This is a genomic window from Vibrio olivae (assembly GCF_042428525.1).
GTDB lineage: Bacteria > Pseudomonadota > Gammaproteobacteria > Enterobacterales > Vibrionaceae > Vibrio > Vibrio olivae.
Genome location: NZ_JBHMEP010000001.1, coordinates 1,726,973 through 1,745,686, shown reverse-complemented (window position 1 = coordinate 1,745,686; position 18,714 = coordinate 1,726,973). Strand labels below are relative to the sequence as shown.

Annotated in this window: 19 protein-coding genes; 12 read left to right on the top strand and 7 right to left on the bottom strand. The window is 46.9% G+C overall.

Translation table 11 applies throughout. From position 1 onward, the window contains the following. Positions 1-13: 13 nt before the first annotated feature. Entirely contained in the window at positions 14-937 is a 924-nt protein-coding gene (locus ACFFUV_RS08010; protein WP_390191057.1) for a LysR family transcriptional regulator, read from the bottom strand. Between the two features lie 101 nt (positions 938-1,038). Between ACFFUV_RS08010 and ACFFUV_RS08005 the strand changes: the two genes are divergently transcribed. Then, on the top strand, positions 1,039-1,512 hold the full coding sequence (locus ACFFUV_RS08005; RefSeq protein WP_390191056.1) for a GNAT family N-acetyltransferase: 474 nt from the start codon (positions 1,039-1,041) through the stop codon (positions 1,510-1,512). A gap of 91 nt (positions 1,513-1,603) precedes the next feature. Here ACFFUV_RS08005 and ACFFUV_RS08000 read toward each other — a convergent pair whose 3' ends face one another. From ACFFUV_RS08000 to nifL, 6 genes are all read right to left on the bottom strand, one after another. Continuing rightward, positions 1,604-3,610, bottom strand: a complete 2,007-nt coding sequence (locus ACFFUV_RS08000; protein ID WP_390191054.1) for a methyl-accepting chemotaxis protein — start codon at positions 3,608-3,610, stop codon at positions 1,604-1,606. A gap of 70 nt (positions 3,611-3,680) precedes the next feature. After that, complete coding sequence (locus ACFFUV_RS07995) at positions 3,681-4,250, bottom strand: nitrogen fixation protein NifQ (RefSeq protein ID WP_390191052.1); 570 nt, start codon at positions 4,248-4,250, stop codon at positions 3,681-3,683. Between the two features lie 46 nt (positions 4,251-4,296). After that, positions 4,297-4,596, bottom strand: coding sequence for a 4Fe-4S binding protein (locus ACFFUV_RS07990; RefSeq protein ID WP_390191050.1), 300 nt, complete (start codon positions 4,594-4,596; stop codon positions 4,297-4,299). Positions 4,597-4,611: 15 nt separating this feature from the next. Next, positions 4,612-5,907 (bottom strand): nitrogenase cofactor biosynthesis protein NifB, encoded by a 1,296-nt coding sequence (nifB, locus tag ACFFUV_RS07985; protein ID WP_390191048.1) that lies wholly within the window; start codon positions 5,905-5,907, stop codon positions 4,612-4,614. Positions 5,908-6,185: 278 nt separating this feature from the next. Then, positions 6,186-7,796, bottom strand: a complete 1,611-nt coding sequence (gene nifA / locus ACFFUV_RS07980) for a nif-specific transcriptional activator NifA (RefSeq protein WP_390191046.1) — start codon at positions 7,794-7,796, stop codon at positions 6,186-6,188. After that, on the bottom strand, positions 7,796-9,403 hold the full coding sequence (gene nifL, locus ACFFUV_RS07975) for a nitrogen fixation negative regulator NifL (protein ID WP_390191045.1): 1,608 nt from the start codon (positions 9,401-9,403) through the stop codon (positions 7,796-7,798). The genes nifA and nifL overlap by 1 nt, the downstream gene beginning before the upstream one ends. A 340-nt stretch (positions 9,404-9,743) precedes the next feature. Here nifL and rsxA point away from each other — a divergent pair, with 340 nt between their 5' ends. The 11 genes from rsxA (at position 9,744) to ACFFUV_RS07920 (ending at position 18,700) form a co-directional block, all read left to right on the top strand. Continuing rightward, positions 9,744-10,319, top strand: a complete 576-nt coding sequence (gene rsxA / locus ACFFUV_RS07970; protein ID WP_390191897.1) for an electron transport complex subunit RsxA — start codon at positions 9,744-9,746, stop codon at positions 10,317-10,319. A 27-nt stretch (positions 10,320-10,346) separates the two neighbouring features. Beyond that, positions 10,347-10,868 carry an RnfABCDGE type electron transport complex subunit B gene (locus tag ACFFUV_RS07965; RefSeq protein ID WP_390191043.1) on the top strand — a complete coding sequence of 174 codons (522 nt, stop codon included), beginning with the start codon at positions 10,347-10,349 and terminating at the stop codon, positions 10,866-10,868. A 5-nt stretch (positions 10,869-10,873) separates the two neighbouring features. Continuing rightward, positions 10,874-12,394, top strand: a complete 1,521-nt coding sequence (gene rsxC, locus ACFFUV_RS07960; RefSeq protein WP_390191041.1) for an electron transport complex subunit RsxC — start codon at positions 10,874-10,876, stop codon at positions 12,392-12,394. Next, the gene (locus tag ACFFUV_RS07955; protein WP_390191039.1) at positions 12,391-13,377 is read left to right on the top strand and encodes an RnfABCDGE type electron transport complex subunit D; all 987 of its coding nucleotides are present in this window, start codon (positions 12,391-12,393) and stop codon (positions 13,375-13,377) included. Before rsxC ends, ACFFUV_RS07955 begins: the two co-directional genes overlap by 4 nt. A 1-nt stretch (position 13,378) precedes the next feature. Beyond that, positions 13,379-14,014 (top strand): RnfABCDGE type electron transport complex subunit G, encoded by a 636-nt coding sequence (locus ACFFUV_RS07950; protein WP_390191037.1) that lies wholly within the window; start codon positions 13,379-13,381, stop codon positions 14,012-14,014. Positions 14,015-14,016: 2 nt separating this feature from the next. Beyond that, positions 14,017-14,715 carry an electron transport complex subunit E gene (locus tag ACFFUV_RS07945; protein WP_390191035.1) on the top strand — a complete coding sequence of 233 codons (699 nt, stop codon included), beginning with the start codon at positions 14,017-14,019 and terminating at the stop codon, positions 14,713-14,715. Beyond that, positions 14,705-14,971 carry an RnfH family protein gene (locus tag ACFFUV_RS07940; protein ID WP_390191033.1) on the top strand — a complete coding sequence of 89 codons (267 nt, stop codon included), beginning with the start codon at positions 14,705-14,707 and terminating at the stop codon, positions 14,969-14,971. Before ACFFUV_RS07945 ends, ACFFUV_RS07940 begins: the two co-directional genes overlap by 11 nt. Positions 14,972-15,138: 167 nt before the next feature. Continuing rightward, positions 15,139-15,672 (top strand): flavodoxin, encoded by a 534-nt coding sequence (locus tag ACFFUV_RS07935; RefSeq protein ID WP_390191032.1) that lies wholly within the window; start codon positions 15,139-15,141, stop codon positions 15,670-15,672. A gap of 242 nt (positions 15,673-15,914) precedes the next feature. Continuing rightward, entirely contained in the window at positions 15,915-16,373 is a 459-nt protein-coding gene (locus ACFFUV_RS07930; RefSeq protein ID WP_390191896.1) for a DUF2919 domain-containing protein, read from the top strand. Positions 16,374-16,507: 134 nt separating this feature from the next. Then, the gene (locus ACFFUV_RS07925) at positions 16,508-17,413 is read left to right on the top strand and encodes a Dyp-type peroxidase (RefSeq protein ID WP_390191030.1); all 906 of its coding nucleotides are present in this window, start codon (positions 16,508-16,510) and stop codon (positions 17,411-17,413) included. Between the two features lie 153 nt (positions 17,414-17,566). Further along, positions 17,567-18,700: a flagellin gene (locus ACFFUV_RS07920; protein ID WP_390191029.1), complete on the top strand. Its 1,134-nt coding sequence runs from the start codon at positions 17,567-17,569 to the stop codon at positions 18,698-18,700. Positions 18,701-18,714: the final 14 nt, after the last annotated feature.

Below are 18,714 nucleotides of genomic sequence, written 5' to 3'. Positions count from 1 at the left end.
TTTTTCAGGCTGACTACTGACTATCTGGTGTGTGAAAGCTTAATAATAACTGAATGAGCCAATTGAGCTTGGGTTCGGTCGCTTTGAGTTTGTGCCAGTACAACTTGATTTGAAAGTCCGGAATCGGCATTGGCGGCGAAAGATAACGTAATGCGCATTTATCGCCTAAGCTTTGCGCATAGATAAGCGGTAAGGCAAGAAAATATTCGGTCCCTTTCAATAGGTATGGAGCACTAAGAACGCTGGGTAGAGCAATGGCCACTCGGCGTTTTTTATTAAGTTTAGCAAGCGTGCGATCAACAATTCCTTGCGATTCATTCCAAGGTGTCACCAAAACATGTGAATAGCTGAGGTAGTGGTGAAGATCTAATGTTTGTTGATTGCGCGAAATAGGGTGATTCTCATCCATTGCAATGCAGTAAGGCCCACGATAATACACCGCGTTATCTATTGAATTGGATTGTTCAATGTCATGGTCAAACCCTAGTGCGAGGTCAATCTCGCCAGACTCAAGTTGTTGTGACGGAATTCTGTGCTCTCCTTGAATCACGCGAATCTTAATATTGGGGTAGTGATTCGCTAAATACGTCGTCAATGTTGGCATCACCACCCAGGTGATGAAGTCGGTAGCGCAAATGACGAATTGATGCTCACCAACATCTGGATTAAAGCTGACGGAAGTTTGTAACCCGTCTTGAAGCAGGCTCATCGCAGGAAGTACGGATTGAGCCAAACGCTCGGCATTCTGTGTCGCTACCATATTCTGGTTCACGCGAATAAATAACTCATCATCAAGACGTTCACGGAGACGCGCTAAACTGTGGCTGCATGCGGACTGGCTGATGTTAAGCTGTTGCGCAGCCCTATTTACTGAGCGAGTGGTGTAAACGTAGTAAAAAACTTTGAGCAAATTCAGGTCGAGATTCTCAATTTTCATTATGAACCTTGTGCAGTTATCACGTGCAAATAATGCACTTAAATCATGTCGCTACTCCTTATATACTGCGAATCAACATGAAAACACAAGGGAAGTTAACGATGAATATCAGACCAGCAACGGCTGATGACGCTGGAACCATCTTCGGGTTTATCAAAGAATTGGCGGAATATGAACAAGCATTAGAATGTGTCGAAGCATCACAACAAGATATTATTGATAGTCTGTTTACTGAGCAAGCCACGGCGAAGGCTTTGATTTGCGAACACAATGGGCAAGCGATTGGCTACGCGGTGTACTTTTTCAACTATTCTACCTGGCTTGGGAAAAATGGTCTCTATTTGGAAGACCTTTATGTTACTCCTGCCCATCGTGGAGTGGGGGCGGGCAAAAGCCTCATGCAGTTTCTCGCTAAGCTCGCTGTTGAGCAACATTGTGGGCGTTTCGAGTGGTCGGTTCTGGATTGGAATCAGCCTGCAATTGATTTCTACCAGTATATTGGCGCCAAAGAGCAATCGGAGTGGCGAACTTACCGCTTAACGGGTGAGGCGTTATTCAAGTTTGCTGAGGGTTAGTGGAAATGTTGTGCCAAGTCTCTTATTGACGCCAGAGGCTTTGGTTTGTATGAGGTTCATGGTTTCGCCATGAACCTCATCGAGGAAGGCATTACTGATTGTATTTATAGGGTTTCTTGAAATATTTAAACAGAGCTTTTAGTTGCTCAGAGTCTGACGAAGAGAGGTGAGTAAATTTAAGCCCATAAGAGAAATAATCATTTATTGGCTCCATGTGCATAAGTTTGGTCGTCAGCTTGAGCGAAGCGTCGGTTTTTATTTCATCGGGTAAACGGAGCTCAACATCAATACGTTGATTTTTATCGAACTGCTCAGCACAACGAATCTTGATGCCTTCCATACTGATATCGCTGGTCAATCCTTCTGAAGTGAGGTGATTCTGAGCGAGTAAGACTCGAATTTTGTTATCGGCACGTGGCGTTTTACGTTTCTCGTTATCTTTTGGAGTCAGAGAGTGACTTTGCTCGGTGACAAAACCTTGTAACTGATGATCCAGTTGCTCTGATATCTGGTAAAGGTCATTGGCGACCATGGAAGTGGTTCTTGCCTTATTGGTACTCTCTTCGAGCACGGTCAATAAATCTTTGAGCTTACGATCTAAGTATTCGAGATTTTGCACCTGCTCTTGGTTAAACCGAGAAATTTCATCTATATCGTGGGTGGTTTTACCAATACCTTCAGACATTGAAGTGAACGCTTCTACCGTTTTCTCTGATGTTTCTTGAGAATGGTGGACGGAGTTAACCACTTGATGCATCGAATTGACCGACGCTTCGACTTTTTCCATTAACTGAGTAATCAAATCTGAGATGTCGCGACTTGAACTTGAGGTTCTTGCCGCAAGATTACGAACTTCGTCTGCCACCACCGCAAAGCCACGACCTTGCTCACCGGCTCGCGCTGCTTCGATTGCCGCGTTCAATGCCAGTAAATTCGTCTGGTCGGCAATGTTGTGAATAGACTCCGTAATGTCATTAATTTGAACAGTGAAGTTTTTAAGCTCTTCCATCTGCTGTGCCGTACTATTCACAGACCCAACCGCAGCACTCAGCTGCTTAATATTTTCATTGACTAAGACAATCCCTTGTTCTGCGGTAGTTAGGGTGCTTTGGGAGAAACTGGTTGTATTAGCAATGTTATCACTCACTACGTTAGAGGTTTCTAGCAGGGAGTCGATGGCCGAAAGCACTTCACTTGAACCTTGTTGCTGAAGCTTGCTACTGGATGAAATTTCCAATGACACATCGGAAACCTGATGAGCAGAATGTGACATTTGGCGGCTATTAACTTGGACAACATTAATTACGTCATGCAGTGCAATGCGCATCTGTTCGATGTTTTTTGTTAGGGCGCCAACTTCATTGTCCGTATGTCTAGGTTGCTGGTAATCTTTGAGGTCGCCATTGGCAATGCGTTGTGTGGTTTGCACCGCAGCAAGGATCGGAGAAGTAATGCCTTTTGCGATTTGACTGGCCATGAAAATGGCAATAACCAATGCAATGAAGCAAAGAATAACTTGATTGCGTTCCATGTCGGCGATTTTTTGATGAGACGAGACACTCAATTGAATCACCGCATCGTTCATCGTGGTGAGCGTTTTCAAATTGATGGTCATCAATTCATCTAGTAACTCTAAGGAAGGAGAAGATTCGAGAATTCTTTTGATGATGTCTTGTTGAGTATTCCACAAGGTTTGTACTTGTTGCAGTTGATCAATGACGGCGTCTGGCGCTGGAGGAAGGATTATGGGTTTCGTCATCGCCGGATCAAGATAGGTTTTTCCACCATTGATCAACGCAGTCAGTGAGACATCAAACAGCTGTTTGGTTTTGTCCATCGCTGAATAATCAGCTTGGCGGTTGGTTAATGCTGCAATTTCATTGGCAACAAGAAATTCTTTGGCGAATTTTTGTGTCAGCATGCGCTGGCGACCAGCAATGTTGATCACCATGCCATCACTTTCTTGCTGCGTTAACTCAAGTACCGTATAGCTGACTAGGCCGCTAATAATGGCCATAAAGAGCAAAGATAAAATTTGTAGTTTTCTTTTAATGGTTAAATTAGAAAACCAACGCAAACGAATGACTCCAAACGCCATGAGCAAACCAATTAATTAAGCAATAGGTTTCTTAAAATTAGATTGGCTTTTTATATTCATCAAGATACGACTACACAAAACATTCCTTAAAACTGCTGCATTGACTGCAGTTGGGAGCCTTACATAAATAATCCCCCCCTCGTTCACACAACTGTTTATAGAAATAGCGTTTCCAGCGCATATTGTTGACGTTACCAGCGTGCAGGGTGGGAAAATAGAAAGCAATCAATTTGCCGAGAGTAGGGCGTTCATCCAACCCTAAGCTTTGCCATAAGTGGTAAGAACTCATACTGGCATTAGCCAGCACCCACGCCACTTCCTTATACCATCGTAAATCGGTATCAGCATGTTCGATCAGTAGGTAGTACAAATCATCACGCTCCGCGCTCCGCGCTTCGATGAGATCAGCAAATAACTGCTGAGTTTGTTGGTGCAGCGCTTTTTGCTGCTCGCTCACTTCAAAAATACCCACATCGAGCATTTGATTTTTTAAGGTGTTGAATACCGCGTGGTCAAGCCCCATCGCCGGAGGTAGCGCGCTGCGTCCGGTGATAAAGCCGCCAATCAGCGCTTTCCAGATTTTTTGTTCATGATAGCGATAATCACTGATTTCAGTGACAGAGCAAAGTTGAGTTCCCATACTTCCTCCTTGAAGCTTGGTTGTTGAGCCGCGCGGTAAGATGACTTTATTCCCCCATGGCATGCTGGGCGCGAAGTGAATCAAAAAAAGGCCTCAGTGAGGCGATGGGCGCTAAGCTGCCTTTAGGATTCAGTGGCTTTCCTTGAAACAATATGGCTTCTTCAACGGGACAAATGCTGGCACACTGCTTATCGTCATACAGCCCAACACAGCCATTACAGCGTTTGCTGTGAATCGCGAATAATGGCCCTTCTTCCTCATCGACTCGCTTATAAATGGCTTTGTTAGGGCAGACACTGTGGCAAGCGTGGCAACCCGTACATAAATCGGTGATGGTCATATCCATATTTTTGCTCCTTGCTTATCCTGCTTGCTGATGAGTGGGGTCACTGGCTTGATTCATTTGTTCATCGGCAATGATGCCAAGCGCTTGTTCGACGTGCATATACGCCAAATCGACATTGGGTTTAACGCCATGTTCTTCGAGCGATTTCCAAGGGGTAATACCAATGCGCACACACAGTAATTCTGCACAGTCACTCAGCCCTTCAAACAGCGTTGTGCTTTCTTCATCATCACGGCATTCACTTTCACCGTGGCAATACTGCTTGGCCTGACGATGTTCAACAAAACGGATGTCATTACCTTCAATATCGTAGATATCAAACCCTGTGGCGTGACCAAAATGGGTATCAATCACTTGGCTACCTTTAGTGGCGACAGCAACCCGATAAAGATTGTTGTTCTCTGTGGATTTTGAACTGCAGCCGCCGCTGCCTGATTCGGTTAATGTTCCTACGGCATCTGCACGGCATTGTTGGCAATGGCTCATCTGCGGCATTGTCAGGGAGGATGCTGATCGTGCTAAGGCGATTTGTTCTTCATTGGGCCCTTTCACGTGGTTTAAACCATAAAAAGTGCCGTGCTCAGGTTCAGAAATCAGCGGCATGATGTTATGCAAAAACGCGCCGTGTTTTTTTAGCTCTTCGGACAGCGCCGAGATGTGGTGATCATTGATACCCGGAATAAGTACCGTGTTCACCTTGACCAATAACCCAGCTTCATACGCGAGTTTTAAGCCCAGCAGTTGGCGCTTAAGCAAAATAAGCGCGGCTTCAAAACCGTAGTGGCGCTGGTGGTTGTAATAAATCCACGGATAAATACGTGCGCCAATATGCGGGTCGACAGCATTAATGGTGATGGTGAGGTGGTCCACGCCAATCTCTTTTAGTGCGTCGACGTAGTCGGCAAGCATCAAACCGTTGGTGGAGATACACAGCTTGATACTTGGGTCGGCCTTTTGAATTAAGCGTAATGTGGCAAAGGTTTGTTGGGGATTTGCCAGAGCATCTCCGGGACCGGCAATTCCAACAACGGTTAAATTGGGCATCCTTTGCTTAATGCTATGAAAACGGGCAAGGCCTGCGATGGGTTCCAGAAGGTTGGAGACCACACCAGGACGGGACTCGTTACTGCAATCGAACTTACGGTTGCAGTAGTTGCACTGAATATTACACGCCGGCGCCACGGGCAGGTGAATACGAGCAAATTGTGAGGCATTCTTTGAATAGCAGGGATGATCTTCAATGCGTTTTTGAGTATCTCGACCAATAAAATGTTTTATTTTGTTATTTGGTTGAGTGGTTTCTATGTTCATAGGGCTTCCTTACCAAGTTACATCACTCCATAGAGGGGCTACTGCAAGCGCTGTGCCTCGAGGGTTTTTAATAAATAATCAATAAAAACAAAATATTAGTAATTTAAACCCGTGTGTTATTGGTACCAATCGAACGGAGTTGTCGTAAAGTGGACAAAGCGTGATGCATCACTGACAAAAGTGGCCTGTCTGATTGTCGGTGAAGGATAAAATCGACAAGCCATAAAAAAGCGGACGAAAATTCGCTGATTCTCGTCCGCGTTGGTTGATGAAAAGTATTAGAGTTGCTTGACCTCAATATTCATGGTTTGAATGCGATAGGCAATTTGTCTTGGTGTCATATTGAGTAGCCTAGCAGCTTTGGCTTTAACCCAGCCACTTTGCTCCAATGCTTCTATGACGCGAGCGCGTTCATCTTGGTCATCTTCAAGGTTTTTACCGCCATAGCCGTTGCTGCGTAGCAGCGGATTTGGAGCAATGGGGGGCGGTGACATGTAATGGGGCTGTGGTTGCTCGGTCATAGGAGCGCCGCCGCCAAATTTAGGCACGCTAGAGAGTTGAATGAGCTGATCATCTATCACGCCATCAGCGCTTAAAATTGCGGCTCGTTCAATGGTGTTTTCCAGTTCGCGTACATTGCCTGGCCATGCGTAATTCATGATTTTATTGAGTGCGCTGTCTTTGAGTTCCAGAGTTCGGCTTTGCACGCCGGAGAGTTTCTCCAACATAAACTGAATCAGCTCTGGCACATCCTCCATCCGTTCACGAAGCGGCGGAACCACAATCGGCATTACGTTTAATCGATAATAAATATCTTCACGAAAATTACCGGCAATCACTTCGTTTTCTAGTGAGCGGTTCGTGGCTGCGATGATTCGAACATCGACCATGATCGGCTCGCTACCACCCACGCGGTCAAAGGTTTTTTCCTGTAATACCCTTAATAATTTGGCTTGAAACGCCGGGCTGGTTTCTCCGATTTCATCGAGAAAAATGGTGCCACCATTGGCGAGTTCAAACCGTCCTTTACGTTGGCTGACTGCGCCGGTAAAGGCGCCTTTTTCATGACCAAATAATTCCGATTCCAACAAATTATCTGGCAGAGCGGCGCAGTTTAATTTGATAAAAGGACGATTGGCGCGTGGTGAGTTGTAGTGAATCGCGTTAGCGATCACTTCTTTACCCGTGCCCGATTCACCGCGGATTAAAATGGTTGAATCCCAGCGAGAGACTAATCGAATTTGATCGAAAATTTCTCGCATTGCTTTGGTATGACCGACCAGACATTGGAAGCCATAATCTTTACGGACTTTACGCCGCAAACCATCTCGTTCGTTGACCAGCTTTTTCTTCTCAGATTGAATGTTGTACGCCAGTTGAATATTGACGGTAATCAGATTGGCAATCATCTCTAAAAAATGGTGCAGGGAACGAACTTGGCTTTCAGAGTGTGTTTCCGGTTGGGCACACAAGGCGCCAATGACTTTCTTGTCGACGCTTTTTAAAGGCACGCAGATAAAGGGTTTGTCGTAGTCGTAAATTTCCAGCTTGTCAGTGAAGCGAGAGTCACTGCCAAGATTCATGAGAACAATCGCATCACCTTGTTCAAACACGGCGCCGATAATGCCTTCGCCTTGCTTGTAGGAGATGCCTTTTCGTTTCCGCTCTTCAACGCCGGGTGCATGAAAGGATTCAACCAGCATGATGTCTCGCACAGGATCTTTTATGGTCAGCACTCCACCATGCAGGTGGCACTCTTCGTGAAGGATTTTGAGCGCCGCAGGAAAGGTATGGCGATAATCCAAACTTTGATTTAAGTGGGTGCTTATTTTGTACAAAGTGGCAAGAAGGTTGCCTTCCTTGAGCTTGGTATCCGTCGAACTGTACATTACTTCACCTCACTGATCATCGGTAAAGTTAGAGTGATTTTGGCACCGCCGAGTAACTCACTGTCACTGATGGCTATAACGCCATGGTGATCGTTGACCACCTGCTGAACAATGGACATGCCCACGCCGCGGCAGCCGCTGTGCGTGGCGGATTTGGTGCTGTAAAACGGTTCAAAGATTTTGTTTTTGTCTTCTTCGGGAATGCCACGCCCGCTGTCTTCAATCACGATGGTGACTTCATCGGTGGTTGAATCGGTAGATAGGCGAATGGCACGTTCGTTAGGATTCGCCTTCGCTATCTCATCAATCGCGTTATCAATCAGTTGGTTAATCGCCAGTAGCAGTCGCGAAGGGATGGCATTCAGTGAGTTAACGTTAGGCTGTAAATTTAAATCACAACCAATATAGGTTTTAAGCATGCGATCGGTTGAAATCGAGCAGGCGTCACGTACCACTTGGTTAATATTGGTGGTTTGATAGGGTTCATTCGCGCGCTCAGGAATGGCGTGTTGAATATACTGCAGAGCATCAAATCCTTGAGCGATGGCATCGCCCATCATATCAAGCCCGGTACATGCGTGATTACGGTTACGCAAAATACCGACAGCTGAATCAATCACGTTAAGGGGCACTTGCAATTGATGGATGGTTGCCATCAAAACTTCTTGCATGCTGTGGACGTGCTTACTTTCCGCAGTAAGGAGTTGAATGGTGCTAATCCGCCGCTCTTCAATAAAGCGTTTTTCTTTGGTGCGGTCGTTAATAACAACAATTGCATGTGCCGAACCATGGTCGGAAAAAAAGTGTTCAGTTTCGCCGTGGGATAGCGTGATCGGTTCTACCGCACACTCAAACCAGCGATATTCCCCTTTATCTCGACATTCGACTTCAAAGCGTGAGCGTTGAAAACTAAAGGCTGGCGCAGATTGTGGAATCGGCACGCCGTTTACGACCTTCACGGTTTTTTCCATTCGCTCGGAAGCGTTAAGCCTACCACGATGCATGCGTTTGGGAATGCTGTGGATTAAGGTTTCGCTGATGCTCTCAGTGAGTTGTGCCATAAGCGATTGATAAAGGCTACCTTCGCCAATTTGTTGCTTTAGGCCACTGTTTGAAAATACCACATCCAGTTTGTCATTGAGCATCAAAAACGACATGGGCGCCGCATTGAGGATGGTTTCAAAAATCGAGTTCTGATTGGATAATTGTTGATTGTCCGTGAACTGCTCGGTGACATCTTCATGGATAGCATAAAAGCCTAAATGCTCGCTGTTAGAGATAGGAAACACTGAGAGATCAGCGATATAGATGTCACCATTTTTCTTTCTATTGATTAAGTTACCGCGCCACTTTTTACCGCTCTTAATCGTTTCCCACAGGTTTTGATAGATTTCTGGAGGGGTACGTTTGTAGGACAGAATGGAGCAATTTTTCCCAAGTAGCTCGGATTCACTGTAGCCAGTCAGGCGTGTGAAGTTCTGATTCAAGGCGCGAATACAGCCTTGTTTGTCGGTTACCAGCAAGGCCGAAGGCATTTCTTCAATGATGTCGTTGAGTAGTGCCGGGTGTATCTCGGTTGCGAGCCGTTGAAATGCTGAATTTTCCATGAGAACTCCCTGTTTTCATTTACAAACTTAATCCGCTGGTTAATCACTAAGCAGAATTCGTTCCCATGTGCATAAAACCTTGTTTTATATATGGGATTATTGGAGGGTCTCTTGATCCAACGCAATTCTGAATGGCGATCACAGCGCAAATTGTCACCTTTGTGACAATTTGTCGCGTCCAACTGCGGTGAAATAGGCTCTAAAAACCATCGAATTGCGCTTAATGTCTTTATACGTGATGCATTTTGGGGCATTGGCACTCTTCATGCACCATCGCCTATCAATACACAAAAGGTGGTCAACACCTGTTTTGAATTGATGTGGAAGCATGGAGTAAAAGATTATGGATGATTGGGTTCTGTTGGTCAGTGCTGCGTTTGTGAATAACGTGGTGTTGGCTAAGTTTTTAGGGTTATGTCCGTTCATGGGAGTCTCGAAGAATCTCTCTAGTGCCCTCGGAATGGGGTTTGCGACCATGTTCGTGATCACCATCGCTGCCATCGCCTCTTGGCTTTTTGAGCACTGGGTGCTGCGCCCGTTAGATCTTCAAGTACTGCGTATTGTGTCCTTCATCGTCGTCATCGCTTCGGTGGTTCAAGTCACCGAACTCTACATTCAGAAAAATAGCCCAGCGCTGTATCAGGCCTTGGGGGTGTTTCTTCCATTGATCACGACCAACTGTGCGGTGCTGGGGGTAGCGTTACTCGTGGTGCAAGAAGATTACGGCTTTTTTCGTACCATCATGTTCGCTCTTGGTTCTTCGATTGGTTTCACTGTGGTGATCGTCGTGTTTGCGGGTTTGCGTAATCAACTCAAATTGAGCCGAGTTCCGGCGGCGCTTCAAGGAAACCCGATTGCGTTTATTACCGCTGGCTTGTTGTCGATGGCGTTTATGGGGTTTGCGGGGATGGCATAAAGCCACGCAGCTAGAGGAGATAACACAATGATTTTTATTATTTTTGTAGTACTTGGCTCGCTGATTGGTTTAGGGCTTGGTGTCGCATCAAGACGCTTTGCCGTCGAGGGCGATCCGTTAGTAGACGAAATTGAAGCGCTGTTGCCCGGAGGGCAATGCGGACAATGCGGTAAAGCCGGTTGTCGTCAAGCGGCGGAAGCGATGGTGAATGGAGAGATGGGTGTCGACGGCTGCCCACCAGCAAGTGGCGCATTTCGCAGTGCCGCCGCGAAGGTATTGGGCATCTCCATGAGCAGCGATGATCAAGACATCATCTGGTTAGCCAAAGTCGATGAAAGCCATTGCACTGGGTGCACACGCTGTTTTAAAGCGTGTCCTTACGACGCGATTGTGGGGGCTACCAAGCAAGTTCATACCGTGGTGAGTGATGTGTGCACAGGATGCAAATTGTGCGCTGACACGTGTCCTCAAGGTTGCATTGAAATGTATTCACCTCAGATGGTCGCGAACCGCTGGTTCTGGCCAAAACCAATTGAAGCGAGAGGGTAATTATTATGATGTCTGTGGATCCCAAAACGACGTTTTTTCGCCCTTTCCGTGGCGGCGTTCATCCTCGTTCTTATAAATCGCTAACCGCGAGACGTTCAAGTCAACGCAGCGTATTGATGCCAGAGAAGCTGTATTTTTCATTGCAACTCCCAAATGGTGCGATGCTCAAGCCATTGGTGGCGGTAGGCGATGTCGTGACCAAAGGCCAAAAGATTGCCGAAGGGACCAGCCCGATGTTGGCACCGCTTCATAGTTCAGCCAATGGACAGGTGGTGGACATTACCTCCCACATTACCGCTCATCCGGGTAAGCTCAAAAGCCCAACCATTGTCGTTGCCACCAGTAATGATTTGAGTTGGAGCCGTGACTACCACTCTCGCTCTATTGCCTCACTCACCGCCGATGAGGTGATTAACGCAATCCTCGAAGCTGGAATTGTTGGGCTTGGTGGGGCGGGGTTTCCTACCGGAATGAAAGCCAAGTTTGCACGACAAAGTCAGGTCGAAACGTTGGTAATTAATGGCGGTGAGTGTGAACCCTATTTAACGTGTGACGATCGGCTCATGCAGGAGCAAAGCGCACAAATTATTGCTGGTATTCGTTTATTGATGATCGCCACTGGCGCCAAACGCGCATTGGTTGGAATTGAAGACAATAAGCCGCTGAGTCTAGAAACTATGACCAATGCGGCGTCTGAAGATCCAGAGATTGAAGTGCATTCTGTTCCCTCTCTCTATCCGATGGGATCTGAGCGCCATTTGATTAAAGCACTGACCGGAGAGCAAGTCCCACTGGGTGGGCTGGCCAGTGATATCGGCATTTTGGTTAATAACGTGGCGACGGCCCATGCCATATATCAAGCCTTACGTTACGGACGACCTCTGGTCTCACGTTTGATCACGGTATCAGGCAAAGGCATCAGTCAGCCATGTAATGTCGAAGTACCACTTGGGACGCGCGTGCGTGATGTTATCGCGTTTTGCGGTGGTTTAACCATGGATTGTGAACGGCTAATTTTCGGTGGCCCGATGATGGGCCAAGTGGTGACCGATCTCGATATTCCTGTGGGTAAAACGGTTGGCGGAATTTTGGCTTTGACCTCGGAAGAAATTGGCGATTGCGATTCTAAAGAGTGTATTCGCTGTGGTCAGTGTGTGCGAGCCTGCCCCATGGGGCTAATGCCCTTTATGATCGCCGCTAATACTCGTGCTTCGGAGTTTGAAAAAGCCGAAGAACTTGGTGTTAAGCACTGCTTGTCGTGCGGCGCATGCAGCTATATTTGTCCATCTCATTTGCCGCTTGTTCAGTATTTTCAGCATGCGAAAGGCGTTCTAAATCAACGCTCATCTGCGGTGCAACGCGCCGAACGAGCTAAACAGTTGGCAACGGCGAAAACCGCACGCTTAGAAGAGGAAGCTCGCGCTAAACAAGCGGCTAAAGAAGCGAAAGCGAAAGCCAAGGGCAAAGCGCGCGGTAGTCGCCGCAGTGCGCGTAAGGCCGAAACGGCCAAGGAAGGTGATGTATGATTAACTTTAAACCTGCTGCCGGGCCTTATGCCCATACCGAAAACTCGTCGACACGCATTATGTACCAAGTGGTGTTGGCACTGTTGCCCGCGACCATTTTTGGCGGCGTGCGGTTTGGGCCGTCTGCATTTGTTGTGGTACTGACGTGTGTGCTGGCGTGTATTGGCTGTGAACTTGCCTGCCTATTGCTGCAAAAGCGCAAATTAAGTCACTGTTTGGATGGATCGGCGATTTTAACGGGGTTGATTTTAGCCATGAGTTTACCGCCCCAATTTCCGGTGTCATTGTCGATCATCGGCGCCGCGTTTGCGATTGTGGTTGGCAAACAAGCCTATGGGGGCTTAGGTCAAAACCTGTTTAACCCAGCGATGCTTGCTCGAGTCTTTCTGCTTATTTGCTTTCCTGTTGAGATGACGCAGTGGATTGCGCCGATTGTGGATGTCGAGAGTGTGCATCAATGGATGCAGTTTGATGGTGTTAGCGCGGCGACAGTGCTAAGTAAAACGCTAGACAGCGCACCAACCGTGGATCTGTTAACCGGACATCAAGCCGGGAGTATGGGAGAAACGAATGCCATTCTATTGCTGTTTGGCGGCTGTTATCTACTCTATCGTGGGATCATTACTTGGACCATCCCAGTCACTTTTATGCTGGGGATTCTCATTCCTGCATCCATTGCTTACCTTATTGATCCACAAAGTTTTCTCGCCCCTTACACCCATGTATTTAGCGGTGGGGCGATGCTGTGTGCGTTTTTTATTGCGACCGATTTGGTTACCTCACCGACAAGCAACAAAGGGCAAGCCATCTATGGCTTAGGTTGTGGTTGTCTGGTGTGGCTAATTCGCAGTGTTGGCAGTTATCCCGAAGGTGTCGCGTTTGCAATTCTGATCATGAATGCGGTGAGTCCATTGATTGATTACTACATTCAGCCAGTACTGTTCGGGCGCAAACAGGCGCAAGCCTTAGGTAAGGAGAAATAGCATGCAGTGGTTCGAGACGTTAAAAGACAACCGTGATCAATTACCTTACCAAAGCTTGTTTTTGGGTGGGCTGTTTGGGGCGGTGACGCTGCTGCTGATTTTTGCGGCGCACTATACCGCGCCAATCATTGATTTGGTTAACCTCAACGAACAAAAAGCGGCGGTCGCCGAAGTGCTGCCAAATGTGCACGTCAGTGCTGATTTGTTTGATCATGCCGAGTCGATAGAGGTTGACGGAGAGGAGTACCAATTTCTTACGGTAAACGACGAGCAGGGCAATATTGCTTATCAAGTGATTACCTCGCAAGTTGAAGGTTACAGCGGCGAAATTAAATTTATGTTGGGCGTCAGCAGTGACGGTGTCATTGAGCAAGTGAGAGTGCTGAGTCACAGCGAAACTCCTGGGCTTGGTGACAAAATTGAAAAGATCAAAACCGATTGGATCACCAGTTTTCACGCACACTCGCTTGAAAACACGCCGATTTGGGCGGTGCAAAAAGATGGCGGTGAGTTTGCGCAATTCAGTGGTGCCACCATTACTCCACGAGCGGTAGTGAAAGGGATTCATGCCGCGCTTCAGGCGCAACAAGTCTATTTAAAAAAACGTGCACCACAAACCGAGACAGGGAGGGAGTAATCATGGCGCAGCAAGATTCAACGTTTGATCTGATTCGCCGCGGCCTGTGGGATAACAACATTGTGCTTAGCCAATGTTTGGCGTTATGTCCGCTGCTTGCGGTGACCAATGGAGCCACCAACGGGCTTGGCCTCGGTCTTGCGACCACCGCGGTGATGGTGGTGTCCAACTTACTTTCATCATTGAGTAAAGCTTACATTAGCCGAGCGATTCGTATTCCGGTCAATGTGCTGATCATCGCTAGCCTCGTCACCATGACAGACTTGATGCTCAATGCGTATTTGCATCCATTGCATAAGGTTCTGGGATTATTTATTCCGCTGATCGTGACCAACTGCGCCATTCTTGGCCGCGTCGAGTCGTTTGCATCGAAAACCTCGCCGATTCCTGCGGTGATCGATGGCTTCTCTATGGGGGTTGGTTTTACTTGGGTTCTGGTGGTACTCGGCGGAGTGCGAGAAATTATTGGTACTGGGAAACTCTTCGACAATGCCAGTTTGTTACTAGGCGATGCGTTTCATTTTCTCGAAATTACCGTGATAGAGGATTATCGAGGTTTATTGATTGCCATTTTACCACCCGGAGGGTTCTTAGTACTTGGCGCGATGTTGATGCTCAAGCAAAAAGGAAGCTTGTGGCTAAAAGCTCGCGAACAAATAAAACAACAGGCACAGATTCGTGGAGGCGCTCATGAAAGTTAGTGTGGTTTATGCGTTGCCCAAAGAACAAGTGTGGATGGATGTGATGACTGACGATAGCGCAACTGTACTTTCTGCGATCACTCAATCCAACATCATTCGTCTATTCCCAGACATCGATTTAGAAAATCAAAAAGTCGGCGTGTTTGGCAAAGTATGTCGATTAGATACCCCGCTGAAAGAGGGCGATCGCGTAGAAATCTATCGCGCGATTACTTGGAAAGAAGACGATGACGATGAGGACGACGACGATTTGTAAGCTTTACGACAATATGCCATGAGCGTTGTCATTATTGTCGCAATGCATTGCTATTTATTCATTTATTTTCAATGGGTTGTAGTTGGTTTGTCTTTTGCATTTTAGTTTGAGTAGCCCTGTATTGTCAGGATTTATAGACAGTTTGTCGCAACATCAAGGAGTGAGATATGGCTCAAATAGGAATATTTTTTGGTACTGATACCGGAAGTACACGCAAAGTTGCCAAAATGATTCAGCAAAAATTAGGTGATGTGGCGGCTAAGCCACTGAATGTGAATCGTATTGAAGCATCAGCATTTGATGAATACGATAAGTTGATTCTTGGTACACCTACTCTTGGATCTGGTTTGTTACCCGGTATCGAAGCGGACTGTGAAATGGAAAGCTGGGCGGAGTTTGTCGAAGCGAATCCTGAACTTGATTTGGAAGGCAAAACCGTGGCCTTGTTTGGACTGGGCGATCAGGTCTCCTATCCCGACGAATTTGTGGATGGGCTTGGCGAGTTGTATGACTATGTCATTGAAGCTGGCGCGAACGTGATTGGTAGTTGGCCTACCGATGGTTATGAGTTTAATGAGTCTGGCGCGGTCGATGAAGACAAGTTTGTCGGTTTGGTCATTGATAAAGACAACCAAAGTAGCCTCAGTGAAGAACGCGTTGCGCATTGGGTTGAGCAAATCTCCTCACAATTTGGGCTGTAAGCTAAAGCTAGGTTTGTCGGCCAAAAAGCAGTTGATAATGGTGAATAACTCGTTGGCATAGAGTTTTTATAAGAACAGAGTATCGGTCACGGTGCATAGGGAAACCTCTGCACCGTGTTTTTTTGCAGCGCTTCTATGATTGACTCTAACATGGGTGACGAGTCCGTTTTATCTCAATTTGTCCTAGTGTTTTTATGTTCAATTGGGTAGTTTTAGGTTTTTATCCAAAAATAGAAAACACAGTGCGGTACGGGTTAGAACAATACGATCATCATGGCTTTCTTAAAGCCCCGATTTGGTTATGGTTAGGCTGGTTATTTTTAGCCAAAGCGTGGGTAGTGTTTGTGGTTGCAGGGGCTAGCCGCCAAAGCGGAAGTGATATTCTGGCGGTGGTTTATGCCGACCATCGGTTTTTATATCTCGGCCTGGCATTGGGGTTACCGAGCCTTATTCTGATGTGGCTGATTAACTTACGAAAACCTGATCGGTTGAAGCTCAACCGTTTTGTCGCAATGGGCCGTACCATTACCTTGTTTTCGATTGCGGCACAATGGATACAAATTAGCTACCAAGTCGTATTGACTCATGGCGCGTTTCATTGGTCAAACGCATTAACGCTGGTGATTTTGTCTTGGTTCGCGATGTATGTATATCGCAGCCGCACTGTTGCTGATAGTTTGCGTACACCTAAGTTTGCATAGAACAACGCACCTTGTGGCGAGATGTGTGTCGGTTGTGTCTGAATTGAACCGAGTGCTGATCGTCATCAAAACCAAATACTAAAAAGCCTCTACACTGGGCAGTCATATAATAAGAACCGAATGAGGGCACCACCATGTCTCAACCTCAAAGTGCAATTTTGCCTGAAGCAGGCCCGTTTGCACTGTACACATTATTAAAAGTTAAACAAAACGCAGCCAAAGTGCTTGCAGAGCTCCAAGCATTACCCACGCTGGTTGATACCACAAACAATCAGCAACCAGGAGCGCAACTCACGTTATCGGTGGCGTTCAGTCATGGATTTTGGCAGCAACTGGAAACAGCGACGCCACCTGAGTTAGTGGCCTTTACGCCATTAGGGGAAGGGCAAGCCAGCACACCAAGTACAGACGTCGATATACTGATTCATTGTCATTCCATTCGTCATGACTTGCTGTTTTATGTGTTACGTAAGTTTATGGAAGTGGTGGCGGAAGAGGTGACAATTGTCGATGAAACTTATGGCTTCCGTTATTTGGATGCCCGTGACATGACCGATTTTGTTGATGGGACCGAAAACCCTAAAGCTGAGGCGCGTCAAGAAGTCGCCATTGTACCTGAAGGCGAATTTGCTGGCGGCAGTTATGTGATGGTTCAGCGTTTTGTTCATAATTTACCTGCGTGGAACCGATTAAACGTTTCTGCCCAAGAGAAGGTGATTGGTCGGACTAAGCCTGATTCTGTCGAGCTAGATAATGTCCCGGCGGCGTCACATGTCGGCCGAGTCGATATTAAAGAAGAGGGCAAAGGGCTGAAAATTGTGCGCCACAGTCTGCCTTATGGTTCGGTAAGTGGTGAACATGGTCTGCTGTTTATTGCGTATTGCAACACGCTACACAACTTCTCTGTCATGTTAGACAGCATGTACGGCGTGACCGATGGCAAAACCGATCAACTTCTACGCTTCACGCAAGCGCAGACGGGCGCGTATTTCTTTGCGCCATCGGCTACCATGCTCAGTGAACTAACACTCAAAGCCTAACGGTTTGAGCCTCTCTCTTCAGAGCCGAGCGAAATGCTCGGCTTTTTTGTATGTGCGTATTGATCAAAGAATGTGCTCACGTTGAATTTGGCCTAAAGAATTTGGTTCTGGTACCGATATAAATGCATTCGTTTAATTTGGAGCGACGGCAAGATGTCGATCACTGTTAATACCAATGTGCCAGCAATGACTGCCCAACGCCATCTTGGCAAGGCGACAGAATTGTTGAATCAATCTCTGGAGCGGTTGTCTTCAGGGAGCCGGATTAATAGTGCAAAAGACGATGCCGCGGGGCTACAAATATCGAACCGGCTTGAATCGCAAATGCGTGGTTTGGACGTAGCAGTGCGTAATGCCAATGATGGAATATCCATCATGCAGACCGCTGAAGGTGCGATGCAAGAAAGTACCCACATTTTGCAGCGCATGCGTGATTTGTCTCTGCAATCTGCTAACGGGTCAAACAGCGCAGCTGAACGCCAAGCATTGCAGGAAGAAATGGGCGCTTTGAACGATGAATTGAACAGAATTGCCGAAACGACCTCTTTTGGTGGGCGAAAACTGCTCAATGGTTCGTTTGGCAGTGCCTCATTTCAGATCGGGGCAAGTTCTGGTGAAGCGGTGCAGCTGTCGTTGGCGAACCTGCGTTCCGATACCTTAGATATGGGCGGCTTTAGTTATGTCGCGGCGGGTAAAGCTGATGCCTCTTGGCAAGTTGGTCAGGGGCAAAATAACCTCAATATCAGTTACACCGATGCGACGGGGCAGCAACAAACCATCCAAATCCAAGCAAAAGCCGGTGATGATATCGAAGAGTTGGCTACGTATATTAACGGACAAACCGATAAAGTCTCAGCATCGGTTAATGATGATGGTCAATTGCAAATCTTTATGGCAGGTAAAGAGACTTCGGGAACATTGTCGTTTTCAGGTGGGTTAGCCAGTCAGCTGCAAATGAATCTCGCGGGCTACGAAGCGGTCGATGACCTCAATATTACCGATGTTGGCGGCGCTCAGCGTGCGGTGTCGGTTATTGATACTGCACTGCAATTTGTCGATAGCCACCGGGCGGATTTAGGGGCGATGCAAAATCGCTTTAGCCACGCCATCAACAACTTATCAAATGTAAACGAGAATCTTGCGGCGTCCAAGGGACGAATAAAAGATACCGATTACGCCAAAGAAACCACGCAGATGATTAAGCAACAGATTCTGCAGCAGGTGAGCACCTCTATTCTTGCTCAAGCGAAACAGCAGCCCAACTTGGCACTGACTTTACTTGGCTAGAGCACAGAAAATCG

Bases quoted from the DNA above. Each gene is read 5' to 3' on its own strand.
- ACFFUV_RS07990 (WP_390191050.1), bottom strand. From the start codon at position 4,596: ATGGATATGACCATCACCGATTTATGTACGGGTTGCCACGCTTGCCAC.
- nifB (WP_390191048.1), bottom strand. From the start codon at position 5,907: ATGAACATAGAAACCACTCAACCAAATAACAAAATAAAACATTTTATT.
- ACFFUV_RS07925 (WP_390191030.1), top strand. From the start codon at position 16,508: ATGTCTCAACCTCAAAGTGCAATTTTGCCTGAAGCAGGCCCGTTTGCA.
- ACFFUV_RS08005 (WP_390191056.1), top strand. From the start codon at position 1,039: ATGAATATCAGACCAGCAACGGCTGATGACGCTGGAACCATCTTCGGG.
- ACFFUV_RS07950 (WP_390191037.1), top strand. From the start codon at position 13,379: ATGCAGTGGTTCGAGACGTTAAAAGACAACCGTGATCAATTACCTTAC.
- ACFFUV_RS08000 (WP_390191054.1), bottom strand. From the start codon at position 3,610: ATGGCGTTTGGAGTCATTCGTTTGCGTTGGTTTTCTAATTTAACCATT.
- ACFFUV_RS07965 (WP_390191043.1), top strand. From the start codon at position 10,347: ATGATTTTTATTATTTTTGTAGTACTTGGCTCGCTGATTGGTTTAGGG.
- ACFFUV_RS08010 (WP_390191057.1), bottom strand. From the start codon at position 937: ATGAAAATTGAGAATCTCGACCTGAATTTGCTCAAAGTTTTTTACTAC.
- ACFFUV_RS07995 (WP_390191052.1), bottom strand. From the start codon at position 4,250: ATGGGAACTCAACTTTGCTCTGTCACTGAAATCAGTGATTATCGCTAT.
- ACFFUV_RS07920 (WP_390191029.1), top strand. From the start codon at position 17,567: ATGTCGATCACTGTTAATACCAATGTGCCAGCAATGACTGCCCAACGC.
- rsxC (WP_390191041.1), top strand. From the start codon at position 10,874: ATGATGTCTGTGGATCCCAAAACGACGTTTTTTCGCCCTTTCCGTGGC.
- ACFFUV_RS07935 (WP_390191032.1), top strand. From the start codon at position 15,139: ATGGCTCAAATAGGAATATTTTTTGGTACTGATACCGGAAGTACACGC.
- ACFFUV_RS07940 (WP_390191033.1), top strand. From the start codon at position 14,705: ATGAAAGTTAGTGTGGTTTATGCGTTGCCCAAAGAACAAGTGTGGATG.
- ACFFUV_RS07945 (WP_390191035.1), top strand. From the start codon at position 14,017: ATGGCGCAGCAAGATTCAACGTTTGATCTGATTCGCCGCGGCCTGTGG.
- nifA (WP_390191046.1), bottom strand. From the start codon at position 7,796: ATGTACAGTTCGACGGATACCAAGCTCAAGGAAGGCAACCTTCTTGCC.
- nifL (WP_390191045.1), bottom strand. From the start codon at position 9,403: ATGGAAAATTCAGCATTTCAACGGCTCGCAACCGAGATACACCCGGCA.
- ACFFUV_RS07955 (WP_390191039.1), top strand. From the start codon at position 12,391: ATGATTAACTTTAAACCTGCTGCCGGGCCTTATGCCCATACCGAAAAC.